Genomic DNA, 19,157 nt, shown 5'->3' on the forward strand with positions numbered 1-19,157 from the left:
TATGTTGAGTCAAATTGCAGTTAAATACCTGTTATAGTAAATACAACTATTACTTATAAGGTTATAAATAAGGCAAGGAGTTACACTTTTATCTGTCTGTCAATTTGCTGTTGAAGCGATATAAAGGTTTCAGTTCGTGATACACCAGAAATAGATTGTATTTCTTTATTAAGAACTTGCATTAGGTGCTCATTGTCTTTACAAAGTATCTTCACAAAAATACTCCAGTTACCAGTTGTGTAATGGCATTCTAATACTTCAGGTATCTTTTGTAATTGTCGTACAGCTTCTGGGTTACTAACAGCTTTATCTAAGTATATACCTATAAAAGCCATAGTGGTATATCCTAAAACCTTAGGATTGATTACAAACTTTGAACCCGAAATTAACTTAGACTTTTCAAGTTTTCGTAACCTTTGATGAATAGCAGCTCCTGAAATACCTACTTGTCTTGCTATTTCAAGAATGGGTGTTCTTGCATCTTCCATTAAGGCACGAAGAATTTTTTTGTCTATACCATCAATATGGATATTTTGATTTACAACTTTCATTAGGTTTTAAATAGAAATTATAAAACATAAAAGTAGTAAATACATTTAGATTTGTAATGCTTTAGACTATAAGTTTAAAGGATTGTAACCAAGATAAGGCACATCGTATTCTTTAAACTTAATATCATACGCTTCCAACTCTTTTAAAATAGGCTCATACACTTCTTTGTTAATTGGTATTTGAACACCAGGAGTTGTAATTTTTTTATTTAAAATCGCCAAGGTAGCAATAGCCACAGGTAAGCCAACAGTTTTAGACATTGCTGTAAACGTCTGGTCTTCACCAATTGTTACCATTGTAGAGTCTATTTGGTGTTTTTTACCGTTAAGCTCGTAACCAAACTTGTGATACATTACAATCATGTCTTTATCCTCTTCGGCAAGTGTCCAACTATCCATTAATATCTTTTGAAGTATTTGTGCTGGCGTTGCTTTTTTAAGTTCAACCATTTTACTAGCACTAAAGATATCTAGTTCAATAAGTTTGTCCCAAACAATATCGTCTTGGTCAATCTTTAAAGCATGTCTAAATTTTAATTCAACCGAATCTGTTGGGCTGTAAGGTAAAAAGGCGTTTACAAAATCGCGATAGCTCATGTTTTCACTATCATCTATAGTGTAGCTGTCGTCAGTCATCCCTAAAAGTACAAACATGTTCCACGCACGAGAAAACCCTACACGACGCATTGTACCTCTGTAAAGTGTTTTAATATCATCTAGTCCATACACGCTTTGGTATTTTAAAGAATCTCTATTAGCATATGCTTCAAAACGTCCATAGCCTTCAACGTCCAAAAATTCTGTTCTTCTAAATAACCGGTTATAAGGAATGTATTTATACGTGCCTTCCTGAAGAAATTTTGCTGCACCACCTTGTCCAGCAACAACTACGTTTCTTGGGTTCCAAGTAAACTTGTAATTCCATAGGTTATTATCGCTTTCAGGAGCAACCAAACCACCAGTAAACGATTCAAACAAAATCATTTTACCGCCTTTTTCACGTATGCTATCAATTACTTTCATAGCACTCATGTGGTCAATTCCTGGGTCAACACCTATTTCGTTCATAAACACCAAGCCTTTATCTCTAGCAGCTTTGTCTAAACTTTGCATTTCATCGCTTACATAAGATGCAGTAACCATATTTTTACCAAATGAAATACAATCTTTAGCAACTTCTATATGGTATCTTGCTGGAAGCATAGATACTACAATGTCGGCATTTTGAATAGCTGTTTCTCTAGAGTGTTTGTCAAACACATCTAGCACAATAGCTTGAGCATTTTTGTGGTCGCCAATTAACTTTTTGGCACTAGAATAGTTGATGTCTCCAACAATTATAAGTAGGTTTTCAGATTCTGATTTTTCAAGTAAATATTTTATAAGATAGGATGCAGATTTTCCTGAACCAATAACTAAAATCTTTCGCATAATGGGATTTGTTGAGTAATTTTGTGTTCACGAAAGTAGTAAATCGAACGTGCAATAAAAACCCAAAGATTAAATTTATATGAACAAGTCTATATTAATTACCGCTTCCATATTAGGAATTTTAAGCATTGTACTTGGTGCATTTGCAGCACATGGTTTAAAGTCGCTTATTTCTGCCGAAATGATTGATACTTTTGAAACAGGAGTAAAATACCAAATGTATCATGCTATTCTATTATTGTTTGTAGGAAGTACTACTCTTGTAACCCAAAAGGCTAAGAAAACCATCTTTTATTTGGTGCTTGTAGGAGTGTTGTTTTTTTCAGGTTCAATTTATGGTTTGGCAACTAATGTATTGTCTTCGTTTGATTTTAAAAGCATAGGGTTTATTACACCAATAGGAGGATTACTACTTATACTTTCATGGGTTGTTTTGTTGATAAACTTTTTAAAACTTAAAAAGGATTAAAAAGCTATTTTAGTGAGAGTTTTAAAATATTGTTTTAGCTTTGCACAATTAAAACAACACAAAAAATTATGGTAAACCATACTCAAACTACGAAATCGATTTCGTTAGAGCAATATGGCATTAAAAATGCAAAAGTAAATTATCAGTTGTCTCCTGACGAGCTTCAGGATGCGGCAATTTCTAAAAAGCAAGGTGTAGAAACATCTAATGGAACTTTAGCTGTAAACACAGGTGAGTTTACAGGACGATCGCCTCAAGACCGTTTTATTGTAAAAGATGCCATTACCGAAGACAAGGTATGGTGGGGAAATATCAATATTCCTTTTGAGTCGGACAAATTCCAAAAACTGTACGATAAGGTTACTGATTACCTTTCAGAAAAAGAAGTTTTTGTTAGAGATAGCTATGCTTGTGCTGATGACAATTACAAGTTGAATATTCGTGTAATTAATGAATATCCATGGAGCAATATGTTTGCTTACAACATGTTTTTGCGTCCTACTGAAGCTGAACTAGAAAACTTCTCACCAGAGTGGACTATAGTTAATGCACCTGGTTTTATGGCAAACCCAGAGGTTGATGGTACACGTCAACACAACTTTGCTATTTTAGACTTCACAAGAAAAATAGCCTTAATAGGAGGAACAGGATATACAGGAGAGATTAAAAAAGGAATTTTCTCTGCGTTGAATTTTATACTTCCTGTATTTAAAAATACTTTACCAATGCACTGTAGTGCTAATGTTGGAAAAGATGGAGATACAGCAATTTTCTTTGGACTGTCAGGTACTGGAAAAACTACACTTTCTACCGATCCTGATAGAAGTTTAATAGGTGATGACGAACATGGTTGGACAAGTGAAAACACTGTGTTTAACTTTGAAGGTGGTTGCTATGCAAAAGTTATAAACCTTTCTCAAGAGCAAGAACCTGAAATTTTTAATGCTATTAAAAAAGGAGCTATACTAGAAAATGTGATAATAGATGATAAAGGAGAAGTTGATTTTGCCGACACATCAATTACTCAAAACACACGTGTTAGCTACCCAATCTATCATATTGAAAATATTAAAAAGCCATCAATAGGAGAAAACCCAAAAAATATATTCTTCCTTACTGCTGATGCTTTTGGAGTTTTGCCTCCAATTTCTAAATTAACACCAAGTCAGGCAGCATACCATTTCATTTCAGGATATACTGCAAAAGTAGCAGGCACTGAAGCTGGAGTTGTTGAACCTGTACCAAGTTTTTCAGCTTGTTTTGGAGCGCCTTTTATGCCTTTGCATCCTACTAAATATGCTGAAATGTTAAGCAAAAAGATGAAAGAGTCTGGAGTTAATGTTTGGTTAGTAAACACAGGTTGGACAGGTGGACCTTATGGTGTTGGTACAAGAATGAAGTTAAAATACACTCGTGCTATGATTAATGCTGTTTTAAATGGTGATTTAGGACTGTATAATTATGACGATTACCATATTCACTCAGTATTTGGAGTGGCGCAACCAAGAAGTTGTCCAGGAGTTCCAACAGAGGTATTGAGCCCAAGATCAACTTGGAACAATGATGAAGCATACTACACTACAGCATTTAAGTTATCTAACGCTTTTAGGGAAAACTTTAAAAAGTTTGAATCTTATGCAAGTGAAGAAATAAGAAGAGGTGGGCCACAGCGTTATGCCTTTTAATTAATCAAGGCTAATTCATAAAAAAAGCGATTCAATTTTGAATCGCTTTTTTTTATGTTATGTGTAAGAAATTTATTTTCCTTTATTAGCCTGAGTAATATACTTTTCTAACGCCATCGTCATTGAAGGTGTTTCAGGAGTTGGAGCTGCAATATCAACTCTTAATCCATGAGACTCAACAGCTTTAATAGTAGTGTTTCCAAAAACAGCTATACGTGTATTGTTTTGTTTGAACTCTGGGAAATTGTGGAATAAAGATTCAATACCAGAAGGACTAAAAAATACTAAAATGTCATAGTAAACATCAGCTAAATCAGATAAATCACTAATTACTGTTTTGTAAAAAACAGCTTCTTTCCATTTTACCTTTAACCCATTTAAAGTTTCAGGAACTTCAGGTTTTAATTTGTCGGTAGTAGGTAGTAAAAAGCTTTCGTCCTTATACTTTTTGATAAGTGGAGATAAATCTTGGAAGGTACGTTTACCAACATATATTTTACGCTTTCTATACACTACGTATTTTTGAAGGTAAAATGCAACCGCTTCAGACTGACAAAAATATTTCATCGTATCTGGAACTTTAAAACGCATTTCTTCAGCTACTCTAAAAAAGTGGTCCACAGAATTTCTACTAGTAAGTATAATTGCTGTGTACTGGCTTAAGTCTACTTTTTGTTGTCTAATCTCTTTAGCAGGAACACCTTCTACATGTATAAAAGGTCTAAAGTCAATCTTAACTTTCTGCTTTTCTTGAAGATCAAAGTAAGGCGAATTTTCTATTTTAGGCTCGGGCTGTGACACTAAAATTGTTTTCACTTTCATAGGCTCTAGTTATAGTTTTTAAGCGTTATAATCTGTAATTAACTTATACAAAATTAGATAAGGTCCAATTTCGAGTGCGCAAAGATACAAAATAAAATAGAATAAGTTATCAAATATCAACTTTTGATGTTTTTTAAATGAAGTTATAAATCCAATTAAATTAATCAATAAAACAAGACCAATAACTGTGTAAATTAAAGGTTTTGAAGGTGTTATGCTATATATGAGTAAAATGTTTATTGGTAAGAGTACAAAGCCACTATAATTTAAATAGCTGGTTTTCTGAAATAAATATGCATCAATCAATTCGTCTATTTCAAACAAACTTGCTAATAGTCGTTCTAAGAGCACTTTTATAAGTATGAGAGCTCCAATTGCAAAAAGAACTTTAACAAATAGTGTAAGATCAAATTCTGAAGGTAAAACAAGTTCAGAGTAAGCTATAAACGAAAATATTGATACTGAAATGAGTAGGTTTAAAAACATTAAAGTGTCAAACCCATCAATAAATTTTTGGTCTCTAGAGTAGATTTTTAAATACTTGGAGTTACCTATAACTAAGAGAAAATCTTTAAATCTGTTTTCAAACAAAAACTTTGACAGGGTTACCAATACCAAACCCAATACAATGAATATTGTAAACCATTCATTTGAAACTACCTCTCTTAACATGATGCTAAATTATAAAGAAATTTTCACCTGTTTAACTTTTATTTAAGCTCATTTCAATAAACTTTATACTTCAAAAAAACTTACTTTTGCTAAAATTTGGTAAAATGAAGGATGCAATTGTCATCATACCTACTTACAATGAAATAGAGAACATTGAAGCTATAGTGAGAGCTGTTTTTGCTCAAGACAAAGCATTTGATGTTTTAGTGGTTGACGATAATTCACCAGATTTAACTGCACTTAAGGTTAAAGAGCTTCAAAAGGAATTTGATACCCAGCTTTTTTTACTTCAAAGAAAGGAAAAGACAGGGTTAGGAACAGCTTATATTGCTGGATTTAAATGGTGTTTAGAAAGAGAATATGAATATATTTTTGAAATGGATGCCGATTTTTCTCATAATCCTGATGATTTGATGAGGTTGTATACTACTTGCGCAATACAAGGTGCTGATATGGCAATAGGCTCAAGGTATATTAATAATACTGTTAATGTGGTTGATTGGGATATGAAGCGATTATTGTTATCTTACTTTGCATCTAAATATGTAAAGTTTATAACTCGAATGAAAATTGCAGATACAACAGCTGGTTTTGTATGCTACAAAAGACAAGTGTTAGAGACTATTAATCTAGATACAATTAAGTTTGTGGGTTATGCGTTTCAAATAGAAATGAAGTTTAAGGCTTATTTAAAGCAATTTAAAATTGTTGAAGTTCCTGTCATTTTTACCGATAGAGCTAAAGGAAAATCAAAAATGAGTGGAGGTATTATTTCCGAAGCTATTTTTGGAGTGTTGAATATGAAATTTAAAAGTCTATTTGCTAAGTAACATGAAAGCAAAAACTATTCTTATTAAAAATGCCAAAGTTATAAACGAAGGCAAAGTTAAAGAAGGTGATATCCTTATTGAAGGCGAGTATATTAAAGAAGTTGCCGACTCAATAAGTGCTAAATCATCTGATGTTGTGGTAATTGATGTTGAAGGAAACTATGTGTTACCTGGTGTTATTGACGATCAAGTGCATTTTAGAGAACCAGGACTTACCCATAAAGCCGATATAGGCACAGAATCTAAAGCTGCTATAGCTGGAGGTATTACCTCTTTTATAGAAATGCCAAATACAGTACCGCAAACCACTACTATTGAAAAACTAGAAGAAAAGTTTGAGATAGCTTCCAAAACATCATACGCTAATTATTCGTTTATGTTTGGTGGAACCAATGATAACTTGGAAGAAATTTTAAAGGTTGACGAAAAAAACGTAGCAGCACTTAAATTGTTTTTAGGATCTTCAACAGGAAATATGCTAGTTGATAATCCTGAGGTGCTCGAAAAAATATTCAGTAGTACCAATTTGTTGATTGCTGTTCACTGTGAAGATGAGGCAACTATTAGAGCTAACATGGAAGAATTCACCAGCAAGTATGGTGAGGATATCCCAATTGAAAACCATCCTATCATTCGTAGTGAAGAAGCCTGTTATTTATCCTCTTCAAAAGCTATAGAACTTGCTAAAAAAACAGGAGCTAGGTTGCATGTATTCCATTTGTCAACTGCTAAGGAAACTAAACTGTTTTCAAACAAAATTCCTTTAAAAGATAAAAAAATTACTGCCGAAGTTTGTATACATCACTTATGGTTTAGTGATGAAGATTATAGCAAAAAAGGAACGCTAATTAAATGGAATCCTGCTGTAAAAACTGCACACGATAGAGACGAACTTTGGAAAGCATTGTTAGACAACAGAATTGATGTTGTTGCTACTGACCATGCACCTCATACTCTAGAGGAGAAAAAGAATGTATATACAAAAGCACCATCTGGCGGACCATTAGTACAGCATGCACTTGTGGCAATGATGGAGTCTTACCATAGAGGAAGAATTTCCTTAGAAAAAATGGTGGAAAAGATGTGTCATAATCCTGCGATATTATTTCAAATAGAAAAACGAGGTTTTATAAGAGAAGGGTATTTTGCCGATTTAGTTGTAGTAGATGCCAATAGCCCTTGGACAGTAAACAAAGACAATATATTATATAAATGCGGATGGTCGCCTTTTGAGGGAACTACCTTTAAGTCTAGAGTAACACATACATTTTTAAATGGTACTTTAGTGTATAATAATTTTAAATTCCTTAACGGAAATGCTGCCAAACGACTAACATTCGATAGATGAAAAAAATAGTAACACTTGTTTGTATCATAGCGTTGTTTTTAGGTTGCGATAAAACGCAAAAACCTAAAAAACCAAGTAATCTTATACCAAAAGATAAGATGGAGCAAGTGTTATATGATACTTATTTAATGAATGCTGCTAAAGGCATTAAAAAGCAACAACTTGAAAATTATGGTATTAATCCTGAAGGATATATATTTAAAAAGTATAGCATAGACAGTCTTCAATTTGCATTAAGTAATGAGTATTATGCATACGATTCTAAAGACTATGCTGAAATGATAGAATCTGTTAAAGAACGTCTTAGCAGAGAAAAAGAAACTTACGAAAAACTAAAAGAAGAGGAAGAAGAGGATAGAAATAAAAAAAGAGATTCAATAAAAAAATTATCTGATTCTATTAAAAGAGAAACCAAAAGATTAAAGGATAAAAACTTTGGCGCTCGAGATTAATCTTTTTTAATATCTTCTAAAAAGAGTTTGCTCGTCTTTTCTATAACTTCATCAATTGGTGTAAACTGAAAGTCTAACGCGTTTTTTATTTTAGAATTATCATATAAAGTTCTTTGTCTTGCCGATTTTGCAGTATGTTTTGACAACTGTCTTCGTTTGCCTGTAAGTTTATGTCGAAGCCAATCCAATCGCCAACCTAGTTCCAATAAAAAAGTATTGGCTTTTTTCTTTGTAGGTTCAACCTTTAAAGCGTTGGCAACTTTATAAATAAAGTTCTTAAATGTAAGATTATCTGAAACAAGAATAAAACCCTCATTTTTTAAGTTACTTTCCATAAGTTGTTGCATAACACTTGCAACATCCCAAACACCAACATAACCAGTGCTTCCGTTAGTGTAGTAAGGAACACCTTTGTAAATCAAACGAATTAAACTGCTACTGCCAGCACCTTTCCAAAAGCCTGGACCAACTATTATTCCAGGATTAACAATTACTGCATCAACACCTTCTTGAGTGCCTCTCCATACTTCAATTTCGGCACCATATTTAGTAATAGCATAAACGCTGTTGTCGTCTTCAGTATTCCAATGGGTGTTTTCTGTAATTAATTTCTCAGAATTTGTATGATGTCCTATAGCAGCAATAGAGCTTATATAACACAGCTTTTTTATATTATGAGAAACACAAAGGTTAACAATGTTAGCGGTACCTTCAATATTTATTTTTCGGAGTTGATGGTATTTATCCGGTTCAAATGATACAAATGCAGCACAATGGTAAACATGTGTTACCTTCTCAAAGGCATTGGTTAAAGCAGTAATATCTGTAAGGTTGGCTTCAATCCATTCAATGGAGTTAAAAAGAGATTCAGAATGTTCAGTATAATAAGAAAACACTTTTTTTACAGTATCTAGTTTGTGTTCACGTCTATAAATTGCACGAACCTTCTTATTATTACTCGCAAGATTATAAAGTAAATGCGAACCAACTAAACCTGTACCTCCTGTAACTAAAATCATAAAACTAAAGTAAAGAATTATTCATAAAGGGATAAGAATTCTACATTGATTTTTATCTTTGCGGAACTAAAAATAAATTGAATATGTCTAAATCATTGGTAGAAGAATTACGCTGGAGAGGTATGGTACACGATATTATGCCTGGAACCGAAGAACAACTTGATAAGGAAATGACAACTGCTTATATAGGTTTTGATCCAACTTCAGATTCTTTACACATTGGGAGTTTGGTTCCAATTATTTTACTGGTACATCTTGAGCGATTTGGTCATAAGCCTATTGCTTTGGTTGGTGGAGCTACAGGAATGATTGGAGATCCATCAGGTAAGAGTGATGAACGAAACTTATTAGACGAAGCAACACTTAATCATAATGTACAAGGTATAAAAAATGTACTGTCAAGGTTTTTAGATTTTAATTCTAAAGCAGCTAATGCGCCTTTATTAGTTAATAATTATGATTGGATGAAAGACTTTTCTTTTATCGATTTCGCAAGAGATGTAGGTAAACGTATAACCGTTAACTACATGATGGCAAAAGACTCTGTAAAAAAGCGTTTTTCTGGAGAAGAAGGTAGTGTTGGTATGTCGTTTACTGAGTTTACTTATCAATTAATTCAAGGTTACGATTTTTACCATTTATATAAAACTCATAATTGCTTATTACAAATGGGAGGAAGCGATCAATGGGGAAATATTACCACAGGAACTGAATTAGTAAGACGTATGAATGTTGGCGAAGAGGCTAAAGCTTACGCAATGACCTGTCCGTTGATTACAAAAGCTGATGGTTCTAAATTTGGAAAAAGTGAAGGTGGTAACGTTTGGTTAGACGCCGATAAAACTTCGGTTTACAAGTTTTACCAGTTTTGGGTGAATACCACTGATGAAGATGCTGAAAAGTATATTAAAATCTTTACGTTTTTAGATAAAGAAACAATTGAGAGTATAGTTGCTTCTCATAAAGAAGCACCTCACCAAAGACTACTTCAAAAACGATTAGCAGAAGAAGTAACAACCTTTGTGCATAGCAAAGAAGACTTTTTAACTGCTGAAAAAGCGTCAAACATCTTGTTTAGTAAAACTTTTAAAGATGATATTAAAACACTAGACGAAAAAACATTTTTAGATGTGTTTGAAGGTGTTCCGCAAGCGGAAGTGTCTAAAGCAGATTTTGAAGGAGGTTTTGATATGATTGCTGCATTATCAGCCAAAACAAGCTTTTTGAATTCTAATGGTGAAGCCATTAGAGCATTAAAAGAAAATTCAGTGTCAGTTAACAAAGAAAAAGTAACAAAAGACTATCAGTTAACTGATGAAGACCTAATAAATGGTAGCTATATCATTATCAATAAAGGAAAGAAAAACACTTACATTATAAAAGTTGTATAAAAAAAACGCCTGATGAAAATCAGGCGTTTACAATAACCAACCAACTAAAAAAAATAATCTTGCTTTCTCTTAGCTAGATAATAGTCGTAGTTGATATTATTTCCTTACAAAGCCATCAAATTGCAGCCTCTAATATCGCTGTTGTCAAACCTACCAATAATTTCAAAAGAATTATCGTTGTAAACTTTACCAAGATCTTGAGTTGCTATAAAAGAGCAGCTGTAAATATTTGCTAAATCAATAATGTTAATTCCTCCAGTAGTAGACGTACTTGTTATAGTTAAAGGGTCTTCAGTATCTCGTGTTAAAACTTTCATCCAGTTAGGACATTTAAAAATACCGTTTCCTTTGGAATATGCTTGACTTAGAAGTTCTGTCATACCATATTCGCTATGAATTTCAGAAACACCAAAACCTTGTTTTAAAATAGTATGAAGTTCATCGCGAATCAATTCTTTTCGTCTTCCTTTCATACCACCAGTTTCCATTACAATAGTGTTTTTAAGCTGAAATTGGAACTGTTCCACTAAATCCAATAATGCAAACGACACACCAATAAGTAGCACTTTTTTTCCTTCGGAATCTAAAGTAATTAACTTGTTTTTTAATTCGGCCAGATTATGAAGGTAAAACCCACTTTCTTTATGGTTAGATTGCGCTATTAAGTGCTCAACCATATAAATTAATGACGAGCCATCACGCTCTAAATAACTAGGTAAAAGCGCTAATACCACATAATCTTCAATAGGTCCGTAAAAGTGATTAAAACCAGTGTTAAAACTGTTTTCGTAAACATCTAAATCACTTACATGATGTTTGCTTGTTATTTGACCTGTTGTTCCTGAACTTTCAAAAACTTTTTCTATTGCATTAGTTGTACTTAAAATAGGGTGTGTTTTAAAAAATTGAATAGGTAAAAACGGAATGTCTTCAACTTTTTTTATGTCGCTTGGGTTTTTGTACAACAAATCGCAATATGAACGATATACAGTGTTATTTTCAAATTGAAATTTGAAAATATCTAAAGCAAGAGTATTAAAATCTGCTTGTGTAGAACTGTTGAAAATGGAACGTGTATCAATCATTTTGGCAAAAGTATGCAAAATAAAAAAGCGTCACCAAGTTGATGACGCTTTTTAAATAGTATAAGGTAAGTTTTACTTAATTACAATCTTTTGAGTAGTTGTAGTATTACCTTGAGAAATTTTCATGATGTAAACTCCAGCATTAAGTGTTGAAACATTTAAGCGGTTGTTAGCAATAGTTTCATTAATTACTTGTTTACCTAACATATCATAAACATTAACTGAAATAGCTTCAGAATGTGCAGAAACAATATTTACAAATCCAGTTGATGTTGGGTTAGGGAAAATTGAAAATTCTCTTTGCTCTGAATCAACAATTGATAAAGTAGGGCAATCTGAAGTAGGTCTAGCGCCTAAAACAGGACAGTTGTTGTAAGTAGTTAACTCTACATTTGATAAATCCCAGTTCGAGTATCCGTCAACACCATCATCATAATACTGAATACCAATAAAAACAGCAGTGCCAGTTAAAGCAGATAAGTCAATTTCAACATCGCCTTCATCACTTTCAGTGATAGTTTGTAATGATGACCAAGAAGTTGTATCAGGACATCCTGAGTAAGCAGCTGTGTAATTGATAGCTAAAGGAGTGTCTCCAAAATTTTCTTGAGCGTTAAATTTTAAAGCTAAGTCAGAAACAGATGTTAAATCTAATGGTCCAAATAATAACCAAGTGTTTACCACTTCTTCGCAGCCACCACCACAATAGCCATTCATGTTGTATGTACCACTACTTTCAGTCCAAACATCATTGTCAGAGTTAGTAGCTACAGTAAACATTTCAAATTTTTCAGCACCATTGCTTATGTCAAAACAAGATGTAATTGCTGGCTCGCAAGTAGGAGATACTGTAGTTTGTGTAAGAGTACAATTTTCGTTAGTTAATGTTATAGTAACATCAGTACCTTCATTAATACCTGTAACTGTAATTAAACCATCAGCTGAAATAGTGCTTACACTAGCTGAGCCAGCTGAAACAGCAACAGTAAAAGCATCTGTTTCTGTACCGTTTAAAAAGTCAAAAGTAGTAGAGTATGTATCAGTTCCTACAGTAATATTATCACATACAGGAGTTTTAGCTGAAAGTGAAGCTGAGCAAGCAGAAGAGTTAGCTGAAACAGAAATATTATCTAAGTAAATACCTTCATCAGCTGAAGTAAAACCATTAAAAGACAACACAATATCAAGTGTAGAGTTTCCGCTTAATGTTATAGTACTAGATGAAAATGTAGCAAACGTATTTTCTGTTACAGTACATCCACTAGTTCCTGTAGTTAAAGCAGGCAATATTCCTGAACCACAATCACCAATTCCATCAAAATCAGTATCTAAAGAAGCGGCTTGATTAAAAGTGCCTCCAGCATTTCGAACCCAAAGTAAATTTTGGGTTGAACCACCATCTAATGAATAAGTTATTGAAAAGGTATCAGAATCATCCCAGTCATTATAATGACGAGTTAGCATATCTATAGAAAAAGTAAAATCAGAATAACCAGTAACATCAATTTGATTTAAAGTTATAGTTGCAGGAGTAACATTTGTATCCTCAACAGCCCATATATATGATGAGTTACCTCCAATGTTAGGATTTACTCGATTAAATACATCGGTTCCACCTGAACCTTCTGTACTAGAAGCAGTATATCCAGTATCTAATGTTTCAAAATCTTGAGTGTAAATAACTGTCTGACCAAAAGAATAAGCAGACATTAAAAGAGGCAGTAATAAAAAGTAAATGTTTTTCATGAATTAAGTTTTAAAGTTCAACGAGCTCCAAAAGTAATACTAGCAACAAAAAAAGCCAACTTAAATGTTGGCTTTTAATGATTTGTTAATATAGATGTGTTTTATCTATTTAATAACTAATTTTTTGGTAACTGAAGCATCGTTTTGAGAAATATTCATAATATAAACCCCAGTGTTTAGTGTTGAAACATCTAAACGGTTGTTGCTTACTGTAGCTTTATTGATAACTTGTTTCCCTAAAACATCATAAACAGAAACTGAAATCGTTTCAGAGCTAGATGAAGTTATATTTACAAACCCAGTTGAAGTTGGGTTAGGGTAAACAGAGAAAGAAGCAATTGCATTAGGGTTATTGATTGAAAGTACTTCATCAGGACTTCTTGGATATACTTGTGGAGTACCAAAGTATTCTCCAGCTATTACTGTAATTGTAGTAGCAGTTGAAGGAATTGTCTCTCCTGCCATGTTATCATTTGGATAATTTGTTCTAAACGCTAAAGGTCCTCCAGAAACATCTGAAATGTCATAGTTTTGACCTGAATCAAATGTAGCAGTACCATTTCCATCAGCAAATGTTACATCAGCAATTGATACTAATTCAGACTCATACATATCAAAGTTGTTGATGATGTCATTAACCGTTACAGTTTGAGGAGTTATTGAATTACCTGTAGAACTAGCAGCACCAGGATCAACAGAAGGAACAAATTGCATAACATTAGCAAACTCTCCCAACTGACCTTGAAGACCTGTTATACCATCACCATTATTAAAAACGGTTGTAATTGTACCAGAGTTGTCGTCAATTAACATACCTCCAGTTGCATCTTCAATAAAAATTTGATTTCTACTGTTACCAGTTACAAATGTTACAACTACTTCGCCAGTAATTTGATAAACATTACCAATAGTACCTGCTCTTAAACTAGCTATATCAGCAACAGCTTGTAAAGATGTTACAGTAAAAGTAACTGAAGCAGTTACAGCAGGATCTAGAGGCACATGACTGTTGTCAACTAAAGTAAGCTCAACAGTGTGCTCACCGTCAGCTAATCCTGTTAAGCTAATAGGATCTGTGTCATATTTCATAACATTACTACCTCCATCAACAGTATAGTGTATGTGACCATCTCCAGTACCACCATTAGCAGGTAATTGATCTACAACAAAATTTTGTACACTTAATTCAATGTCAACATCACTAGATGCAATTGTAGCTCCATTAGATGGAGAGGTTACCGCAATACTAGGTGTAGTTGCAGCTACTACTTGTAAATTGTCAATATAAAATAAAGACGATTGTGTACCAGCAGTCCAGTTTGAAGCGATATCATAAAAACGGATACCCATATCAAAATCTTCATTAGTAGCAGGTGTGTATTCAAATGAAATAGTTTGCCACTGATTTAATAGAGTTTCGTCTGAATATACAGAAGGCGAAAACCCATCACCATTAAAAATACGAGCTCTAGCTTCATTATTTGTTGCATAGACGTCTAAGCTCATAGTATATGTTACTCCTCCTACTAATGCAATAGTTTGTCTTATGTCAGTATCTCCTTGAGTTTGAGTTAAAACATTAACACTTGCAGAACTTGTTCCGTCAGAAACAAAAGTTGAATTCGTGTTTTCTGTAAGATCAGTAGTGCTAAAATCTACAGTAGTGTATCCATCAGGAACACCAGCTGTCCAGTTTTCAAAGCTACCATTAACAGCTAAATTTTGGGCAAACCCAGAAAAAGCCATTAAAGTAATAAGGAATAAAAAGTAAATTTTTTTCATAAATCTTAATTTTAATAAGTTTAAATTTTGTTTCAAATATAGTGAGATTTTGGTGTTTAAAACGTTAAAGCCACTATATTGTATGCTAATTTACAATAATATAACATTATTTTTTAACTATCTTAGGGACAGTTTTACATTTTTACTCTAAAAACCTGATTTAAGACGCTATAATAGAATAGATTTTTTATTGTGTTTTGAGAGTTTATAGAGTAGGTTATAAAACAGTAAGGACTAAGTTATTTTAACGTTATGATTATATTATGTAATATAAATTTTTGTTATTAATTCTATCTTTACATCGTTAGTTTCTCAAAAAAAATGAAGAACTAAACAACAAAACACATGTGATAACTAAAACAATAAAAACTACACATGAAAAAAAAGGATATTAAAATACTTTTAGTTGACGACGAACCAGACATTTTGGAAATTGTTGGCTACAACCTTTCATCTGAAGGTTACCAAGTTATAACTGCCGAAAACGGTCATGAAGCTGTTAAAAAAGCAAAAAAAGAAAGGCCTCAATTAATCATTTTAGACGTTATGATGCCTGAGATGGATGGTATTGAAGCTTGTGAGCAAATAAGAAAAAACCCAGATTTAAGCGAAACGATTATTACATTTTTAACTGCAAGAGGTGAAGATTATTCACAGGTAGCAGGTTTTGATGCTGGAGCAGATGATTACATTACTAAACCCATAAAACCAAAAGTTTTAGTAAGCAAAGTAAAAGCTTTACTAAGACGGCTTAAAGAAGAAGACGCCTCTGAAAGTATATTAAAAATAGGTAGTTTGGTAATCAATCGCGAAGAGTATAAAATATCTTTAAAAGGTGAAGAATTGGTCTTGCCAAGAAAAGAATTTGAATTGTTATCTTTGCTAGCAACAAAACCAGGAAAAGTTTTTAAGCGCGAAGAAATCTTAGATAAAGTTTGGGGTAATGAAGTTGTAGTAGGAGGAAGAACTATTGATGTGCATATTAGAAAACTTCGCGAAAAAATAGGAGATAAAAGCTTTAAAACCGTTAAAGGAGTTGGTTATAAGTTTGTAGACTAGATGCAGAAAAAATTAAAAAAAACGTACAGGTTCGCTATTAGAACCTCAATGTACATCACAATTTTTTTAACGCTCTTCATGAGTGTTTTTTTATATACAACAAAGTCTTTTGACTGGTTGTTAATACTCTCTTTTGCACTAATTTGTTATAGCTTTTGCTTTATTGTGATTCAATATAGAGTTGAACGTTTTATTTACCGTCGTGTAAAAAAAATATACGACGACCTCACCTTGTTAGAGTCTACATCATTGCGTAAACAGCCTATTACTACAGATATGGCAACACTTACTAAAGAAATTGACAAGTATGCAAAAGATAAAAAACTAGAAATTGAAACTCTAAAAGTAAGAGAAGAATATCGAAAAGAGTTTTTAGGAAACGTTTCTCACGAGCTAAAAACACCATTATTTACTGTTCAAGGTTATTTGTTAACCTTAATTGATGGTGCTCAAAATGACCCGAAAATTAGAGAAAAATATCTTAATAGAGCCAATAAAGGCGTGGAACGTCTAATCTATATTGTAAGAGATTTAGATATGATTACTAAACTTGAGGTTGGTGATTTGAGTCTAAATGTTGAAAGGTTTGATATTGTTGAGTTGGTAGAAAGCGTTTTTGACCTTTTAGAAATGAAAGCTACCAAGAAAAAAATTACACTTACGTTTGATATGGATTATAATGAACCTGTTTTTGTTAACGCAGATAAAGAGCGTATACAACAGGTGCTTACAAACCTTATCGTAAATTCCATAAAATACGGAAGAGAAAAAGGAACTACCGAAGTTAGTATTGAAAACCTTATAAAAAATAAGGTTATCGTTAGAGTGACCGATAATGGTGAGGGTATTGCTAAACCTAATGTTCCAAGACTTTTTGAACGCTTTTTTAGAGTAGATAAAAGTGGTTCTAGAAAAGAAGGCGGTTCAGGCTTAGGCTTATCAATAGTGAAACATATTATTGAAGCTCACGATGAAAAAATATATGTAGAAAGCGAATTTGGTGTAGGTAGTGAGTTTTCATTTACCCTTGAAAAGGCTGAATAGTTTTTTGTAATTCAGTTCATAATCCAATTCAGCTAAACCTTTATAATCATCAATTTTTTCAAGCATTTCCATAGTAAAAGCATCTTGCGTTGCTGTAGGAACTAACTTTTGTTCATCTAGTTTTTTAGCTAGATATTCTTGCTCAAATTGTCCAGGAGTAGGAATAAAAAAGCCTTTTTTATTCAGTTTTGCTAAATCCATTATAGTAGTATAGCCAGAACGCGAAATCACAAAATCACTTTGGTTTAATGCAAGTTCAAGCTGTTCGCTAGTCATATAATTGTAAATAGTCATACTGCCTTTGTGAACTGTAGTTTGTTGGTCTTCAACCAGTCCTTTTACAAACAATACGTTGCCATTATAATTCTCAAGTAGAGTGAGTAGTTTTTCTTCTAAGAGTGTGCGTTGAGGTTCAGGTCCAGATAGTAATGCCATGATATCATATTCTTTTTCAACCTCCAGTTTTTTAAATCTGCTAATAGGACCAATATATTTTAAAGGGATTTCTAAGAAATTAACATGACCTAGTTTGCCACTTAAGTTTGGCTCATTAACATTGTCAGGAACCCAACATTCATTGAATTTTTTAATAAATTTTTGATGAATTTTTGTGCTAATCCAAGTTGTACTTCCACTTAAAACCTGTAATTGATGTGTAATAAATACAGAAGGCACTGTTTTAGAACAAACTCCTAATCTATTATCAGAAATGATTCCATCAATATCATAAGTTTCAATAATTTGCTTTGTGGCTTGTTTTTCTCTTTTAATGGCTTTTACCACTTTAGGCGAGTTGCTAATAATTTTTAGCTTAAACCATTTTCCTTTTTTCGCGTAGGTAATTCCGTAAGAAGGCAATTCAACAGCAATTAAATCTGGAAACTCTTTTTTTAAAAGTTCAAGGGCAATACCATCACTTGCAATAACAGGTGTATAGTTATTTTTTAATAAGGCATTAATGATTGGAATACACCTTGTAGCATGACCTAAACCCCAATTTAGAGGCGCAACTAATATTCGTTTTTTCAAAATCATAAAAAAAGCAAATGTAAACCTAATATGTTTCCTTAATTTTGCCTAAATATTAAATTAACTGTGGGAAGTAAAAATAAGCTAAAAAGATTTAAGGAAAACGAGACCTTTTCAAACGTAATTCAGCCAACAAGAGATGAATTAGTTAATCAAGATTTTAAATGGAAAGGGAATTGGAACAGTCATTTTTTTAAGAATGATAACCCTTTGGTTTTAGAGTTAGGTTGTGGTAAAGGTGAATATTCGGTTGGATTAGCTAAACTGTATCCAAATAAAAACTTTATTGGAATTGATATTAAAGGAGCTCGCTTTTGGAGAGGTGCTAAAACTGCTATTGAAGACAATATGACCAATGTTGGGTTTTTAAGAACTCAAATAGAATTAATTGATTTTGCTTTCGCTGAAAACGAAGTTGATGAAATTTGGATAACCTTTCCTGATCCTCAAATTAAATACAAGCGTACCAAACATCGTATGACCAATACTGAGTTTTTACAACGCTATAAAAAAGTGCTAAAACCAGATGGTGTAGTTAATTTAAAAACCGATAGCGAGTTTATGCATGGTTACACGCTTGGGTTATTACATGGTGAAGGACATGAAGTGTTGTATGCTAACCATAATGTGTATAAGCAAGAAGGCAGCCCTGAAGAAGTTACTGGTATTCAAACATTTTATGAAAGCCAATATTTAGAGCAGAACAAACCAATTACGTATATTAGATTTAAAATCAAGTAAT

The 19,157-nt window shown here is 32.8% G+C and carries 18 protein-coding genes; 9 read left to right on the top strand and 9 right to left on the bottom strand.

Annotated elements, in window-relative coordinates; translation table 11 throughout:
* Positions 1 to 80: 80 nt before the first annotated feature.
* Complete coding sequence (locus A8975_RS02115; protein WP_129759525.1) at positions 81 to 551, bottom strand: Lrp/AsnC ligand binding domain-containing protein; 471 nt, start codon at positions 549 to 551, stop codon at positions 81 to 83.
* A gap of 66 nt (positions 552 to 617) precedes the next feature.
* Entirely contained in the window at positions 618 to 1,982 is a 1,365-nt protein-coding gene (locus A8975_RS02120) for a saccharopine dehydrogenase family protein (RefSeq protein WP_134198509.1), read from the bottom strand.
* 79 nt (positions 1,983 to 2,061) lie between these two features.
* On the opposite strand from A8975_RS02120, the gene A8975_RS02125 reads away from it, so the two are divergent.
* Positions 2,062 to 2,451, top strand: coding sequence for a DUF423 domain-containing protein (locus A8975_RS02125; RefSeq protein WP_134198510.1), 390 nt, complete (start codon positions 2,062 to 2,064; stop codon positions 2,449 to 2,451).
* A gap of 68 nt (positions 2,452 to 2,519) precedes the next feature.
* A complete protein-coding gene (gene pckA, locus A8975_RS02130; RefSeq protein WP_131506176.1) occupies positions 2,520 to 4,136 on the top strand; it encodes a phosphoenolpyruvate carboxykinase (ATP) in 1,617 nt (538 codons plus the stop codon).
* Between the two features lie 72 nt (positions 4,137 to 4,208).
* Here the strand turns inward: pckA and A8975_RS02135 are convergent, their stop codons facing one another.
* The gene (locus A8975_RS02135) at positions 4,209 to 4,958 is read right to left on the bottom strand and encodes a uroporphyrinogen-III synthase (RefSeq protein WP_131506175.1); all 750 of its coding nucleotides are present in this window, start codon (positions 4,956 to 4,958) and stop codon (positions 4,209 to 4,211) included.
* An 18-nt stretch (positions 4,959 to 4,976) separates the two neighbouring features.
* Positions 4,977 to 5,630 (bottom strand): DUF4271 domain-containing protein, encoded by a 654-nt coding sequence (locus tag A8975_RS02140; protein ID WP_131506174.1) that lies wholly within the window; start codon positions 5,628 to 5,630, stop codon positions 4,977 to 4,979.
* 104 nt (positions 5,631 to 5,734) lie between these two features.
* Between A8975_RS02140 and A8975_RS02145 the strand changes: the two genes are divergently transcribed.
* The 3 genes from A8975_RS02145 to A8975_RS02155 are packed head-to-tail and all read left to right on the top strand — an operon-like array spanning position 5,735 to position 8,260.
* Positions 5,735 to 6,460, top strand: coding sequence for a polyprenol monophosphomannose synthase (locus tag A8975_RS02145; RefSeq protein ID WP_134198511.1), 726 nt, complete (start codon positions 5,735 to 5,737; stop codon positions 6,458 to 6,460).
* A gap of 1 nt (position 6,461) precedes the next feature.
* Positions 6,462 to 7,808 (top strand): dihydroorotase, encoded by a 1,347-nt coding sequence (locus tag A8975_RS02150; protein WP_134198512.1) that lies wholly within the window; start codon positions 6,462 to 6,464, stop codon positions 7,806 to 7,808.
* Positions 7,805 to 8,260: a DUF4296 domain-containing protein gene (locus A8975_RS02155; protein WP_129759517.1), complete on the top strand. Its 456-nt coding sequence runs from the start codon at positions 7,805 to 7,807 to the stop codon at positions 8,258 to 8,260. Before A8975_RS02150 ends, A8975_RS02155 begins: the two co-directional genes overlap by 4 nt.
* Here the strand turns inward: A8975_RS02155 and A8975_RS02160 are convergent.
* Complete coding sequence (locus tag A8975_RS02160) at positions 8,257 to 9,279, bottom strand: NAD-dependent epimerase/dehydratase family protein (RefSeq protein WP_134198513.1); 1,023 nt, start codon at positions 9,277 to 9,279, stop codon at positions 8,257 to 8,259. The two genes, A8975_RS02155 and A8975_RS02160, sit on opposite strands and share 4 nt — an antisense overlap.
* 83 nt (positions 9,280 to 9,362) lie before the next feature.
* Between A8975_RS02160 and tyrS the strand changes: the two genes are divergently transcribed.
* On the top strand, positions 9,363 to 10,670 hold the full coding sequence (tyrS, locus tag A8975_RS02165; RefSeq protein WP_134198514.1) for a tyrosine--tRNA ligase: 1,308 nt from the start codon (positions 9,363 to 9,365) through the stop codon (positions 10,668 to 10,670).
* Positions 10,671 to 10,774: 104 nt separating this feature from the next.
* Here the strand turns inward: tyrS and A8975_RS02170 are convergent, their stop codons facing one another.
* The 3 genes from A8975_RS02170 to A8975_RS02180 form a co-directional block, all read right to left on the bottom strand.
* Positions 10,775 to 11,755, bottom strand: a complete 981-nt coding sequence (locus tag A8975_RS02170) for an acyl transferase (RefSeq protein ID WP_131506169.1) — start codon at positions 11,753 to 11,755, stop codon at positions 10,775 to 10,777.
* Positions 11,756 to 11,827: 72 nt separating this feature from the next.
* The gene (locus A8975_RS02175) at positions 11,828 to 13,501 is read right to left on the bottom strand and encodes a T9SS type A sorting domain-containing protein (RefSeq protein WP_134198515.1); all 1,674 of its coding nucleotides are present in this window, start codon (positions 13,499 to 13,501) and stop codon (positions 11,828 to 11,830) included.
* A gap of 105 nt (positions 13,502 to 13,606) precedes the next feature.
* Positions 13,607 to 15,283 carry a T9SS type A sorting domain-containing protein gene (locus A8975_RS02180; protein WP_134198516.1) on the bottom strand — a complete coding sequence of 559 codons (1,677 nt, stop codon included), beginning with the start codon at positions 15,281 to 15,283 and terminating at the stop codon, positions 13,607 to 13,609.
* A 375-nt stretch (positions 15,284 to 15,658) separates the two neighbouring features.
* Between A8975_RS02180 and A8975_RS02185 the strand changes: the two genes are divergently transcribed.
* Positions 15,659 to 16,342: a response regulator transcription factor gene (locus tag A8975_RS02185; protein WP_129759511.1), complete on the top strand. Its 684-nt coding sequence runs from the start codon at positions 15,659 to 15,661 to the stop codon at positions 16,340 to 16,342.
* Entirely contained in the window at positions 16,343 to 17,386 is a 1,044-nt protein-coding gene (locus tag A8975_RS02190) for a sensor histidine kinase (protein ID WP_131506166.1), read from the top strand.
* On the opposite strand, the gene A8975_RS02195 is transcribed toward A8975_RS02190, so the two are convergent.
* On the bottom strand, positions 17,360 to 18,421 hold the full coding sequence (locus tag A8975_RS02195) for a glycosyltransferase (protein ID WP_131506165.1): 1,062 nt from the start codon (positions 18,419 to 18,421) through the stop codon (positions 17,360 to 17,362). The genes A8975_RS02190 and A8975_RS02195 overlap by 27 nt on opposite strands.
* 60 nt (positions 18,422 to 18,481) lie before the next feature.
* Between A8975_RS02195 and trmB the strand changes: the two genes are divergently transcribed.
* Complete coding sequence (gene trmB / locus A8975_RS02200) at positions 18,482 to 19,156, top strand: tRNA (guanosine(46)-N7)-methyltransferase TrmB (protein ID WP_131506164.1); 675 nt, start codon at positions 18,482 to 18,484, stop codon at positions 19,154 to 19,156.
* Position 19,157: the final 1 nt, after the last annotated feature.

This window comes from Meridianimaribacter flavus (assembly GCF_004366715.1).
GTDB classification, from domain to species: Bacteria; Bacteroidota; Bacteroidia; order Flavobacteriales; family Flavobacteriaceae; genus Gaetbulibacter_B; species Gaetbulibacter_B jejuensis.

Coding starts and splice junctions, on each gene's coding strand:
- A8975_RS02115 (WP_129759525.1), bottom strand. CDS start 551: ATGAAAGTTGTAAATCAAAATATCCATATTGATGGTATAGACAAAAAA.
- A8975_RS02120 (WP_134198509.1), bottom strand. CDS start 1,982: ATGCGAAAGATTTTAGTTATTGGTTCAGGAAAATCTGCATCCTATCTT.
- A8975_RS02125 (WP_134198510.1), top strand. CDS start 2,062: ATGAACAAGTCTATATTAATTACCGCTTCCATATTAGGAATTTTAAGC.
- pckA (WP_131506176.1), top strand. CDS start 2,520: ATGGTAAACCATACTCAAACTACGAAATCGATTTCGTTAGAGCAATAT.
- A8975_RS02135 (WP_131506175.1), bottom strand. CDS start 4,958: ATGAAAGTGAAAACAATTTTAGTGTCACAGCCCGAGCCTAAAATAGAA.
- A8975_RS02140 (WP_131506174.1), bottom strand. CDS start 5,630: ATGTTAAGAGAGGTAGTTTCAAATGAATGGTTTACAATATTCATTGTA.
- A8975_RS02145 (WP_134198511.1), top strand. CDS start 5,735: ATGAAGGATGCAATTGTCATCATACCTACTTACAATGAAATAGAGAAC.
- A8975_RS02150 (WP_134198512.1), top strand. CDS start 6,462: ATGAAAGCAAAAACTATTCTTATTAAAAATGCCAAAGTTATAAACGAA.
- A8975_RS02155 (WP_129759517.1), top strand. CDS start 7,805: ATGAAAAAAATAGTAACACTTGTTTGTATCATAGCGTTGTTTTTAGGT.
- A8975_RS02160 (WP_134198513.1), bottom strand. CDS start 9,279: ATGATTTTAGTTACAGGAGGTACAGGTTTAGTTGGTTCGCATTTACTT.
- tyrS (WP_134198514.1), top strand. CDS start 9,363: ATGTCTAAATCATTGGTAGAAGAATTACGCTGGAGAGGTATGGTACAC.
- A8975_RS02170 (WP_131506169.1), bottom strand. CDS start 11,755: ATGATTGATACACGTTCCATTTTCAACAGTTCTACACAAGCAGATTTT.
- A8975_RS02175 (WP_134198515.1), bottom strand. CDS start 13,501: ATGAAAAACATTTACTTTTTATTACTGCCTCTTTTAATGTCTGCTTAT.
- A8975_RS02180 (WP_134198516.1), bottom strand. CDS start 15,283: ATGAAAAAAATTTACTTTTTATTCCTTATTACTTTAATGGCTTTTTCT.
- A8975_RS02185 (WP_129759511.1), top strand. CDS start 15,659: ATGAAAAAAAAGGATATTAAAATACTTTTAGTTGACGACGAACCAGAC.
- A8975_RS02190 (WP_131506166.1), top strand. CDS start 16,343: ATGCAGAAAAAATTAAAAAAAACGTACAGGTTCGCTATTAGAACCTCA.
- A8975_RS02195 (WP_131506165.1), bottom strand. CDS start 18,421: ATGATTTTGAAAAAACGAATATTAGTTGCGCCTCTAAATTGGGGTTTA.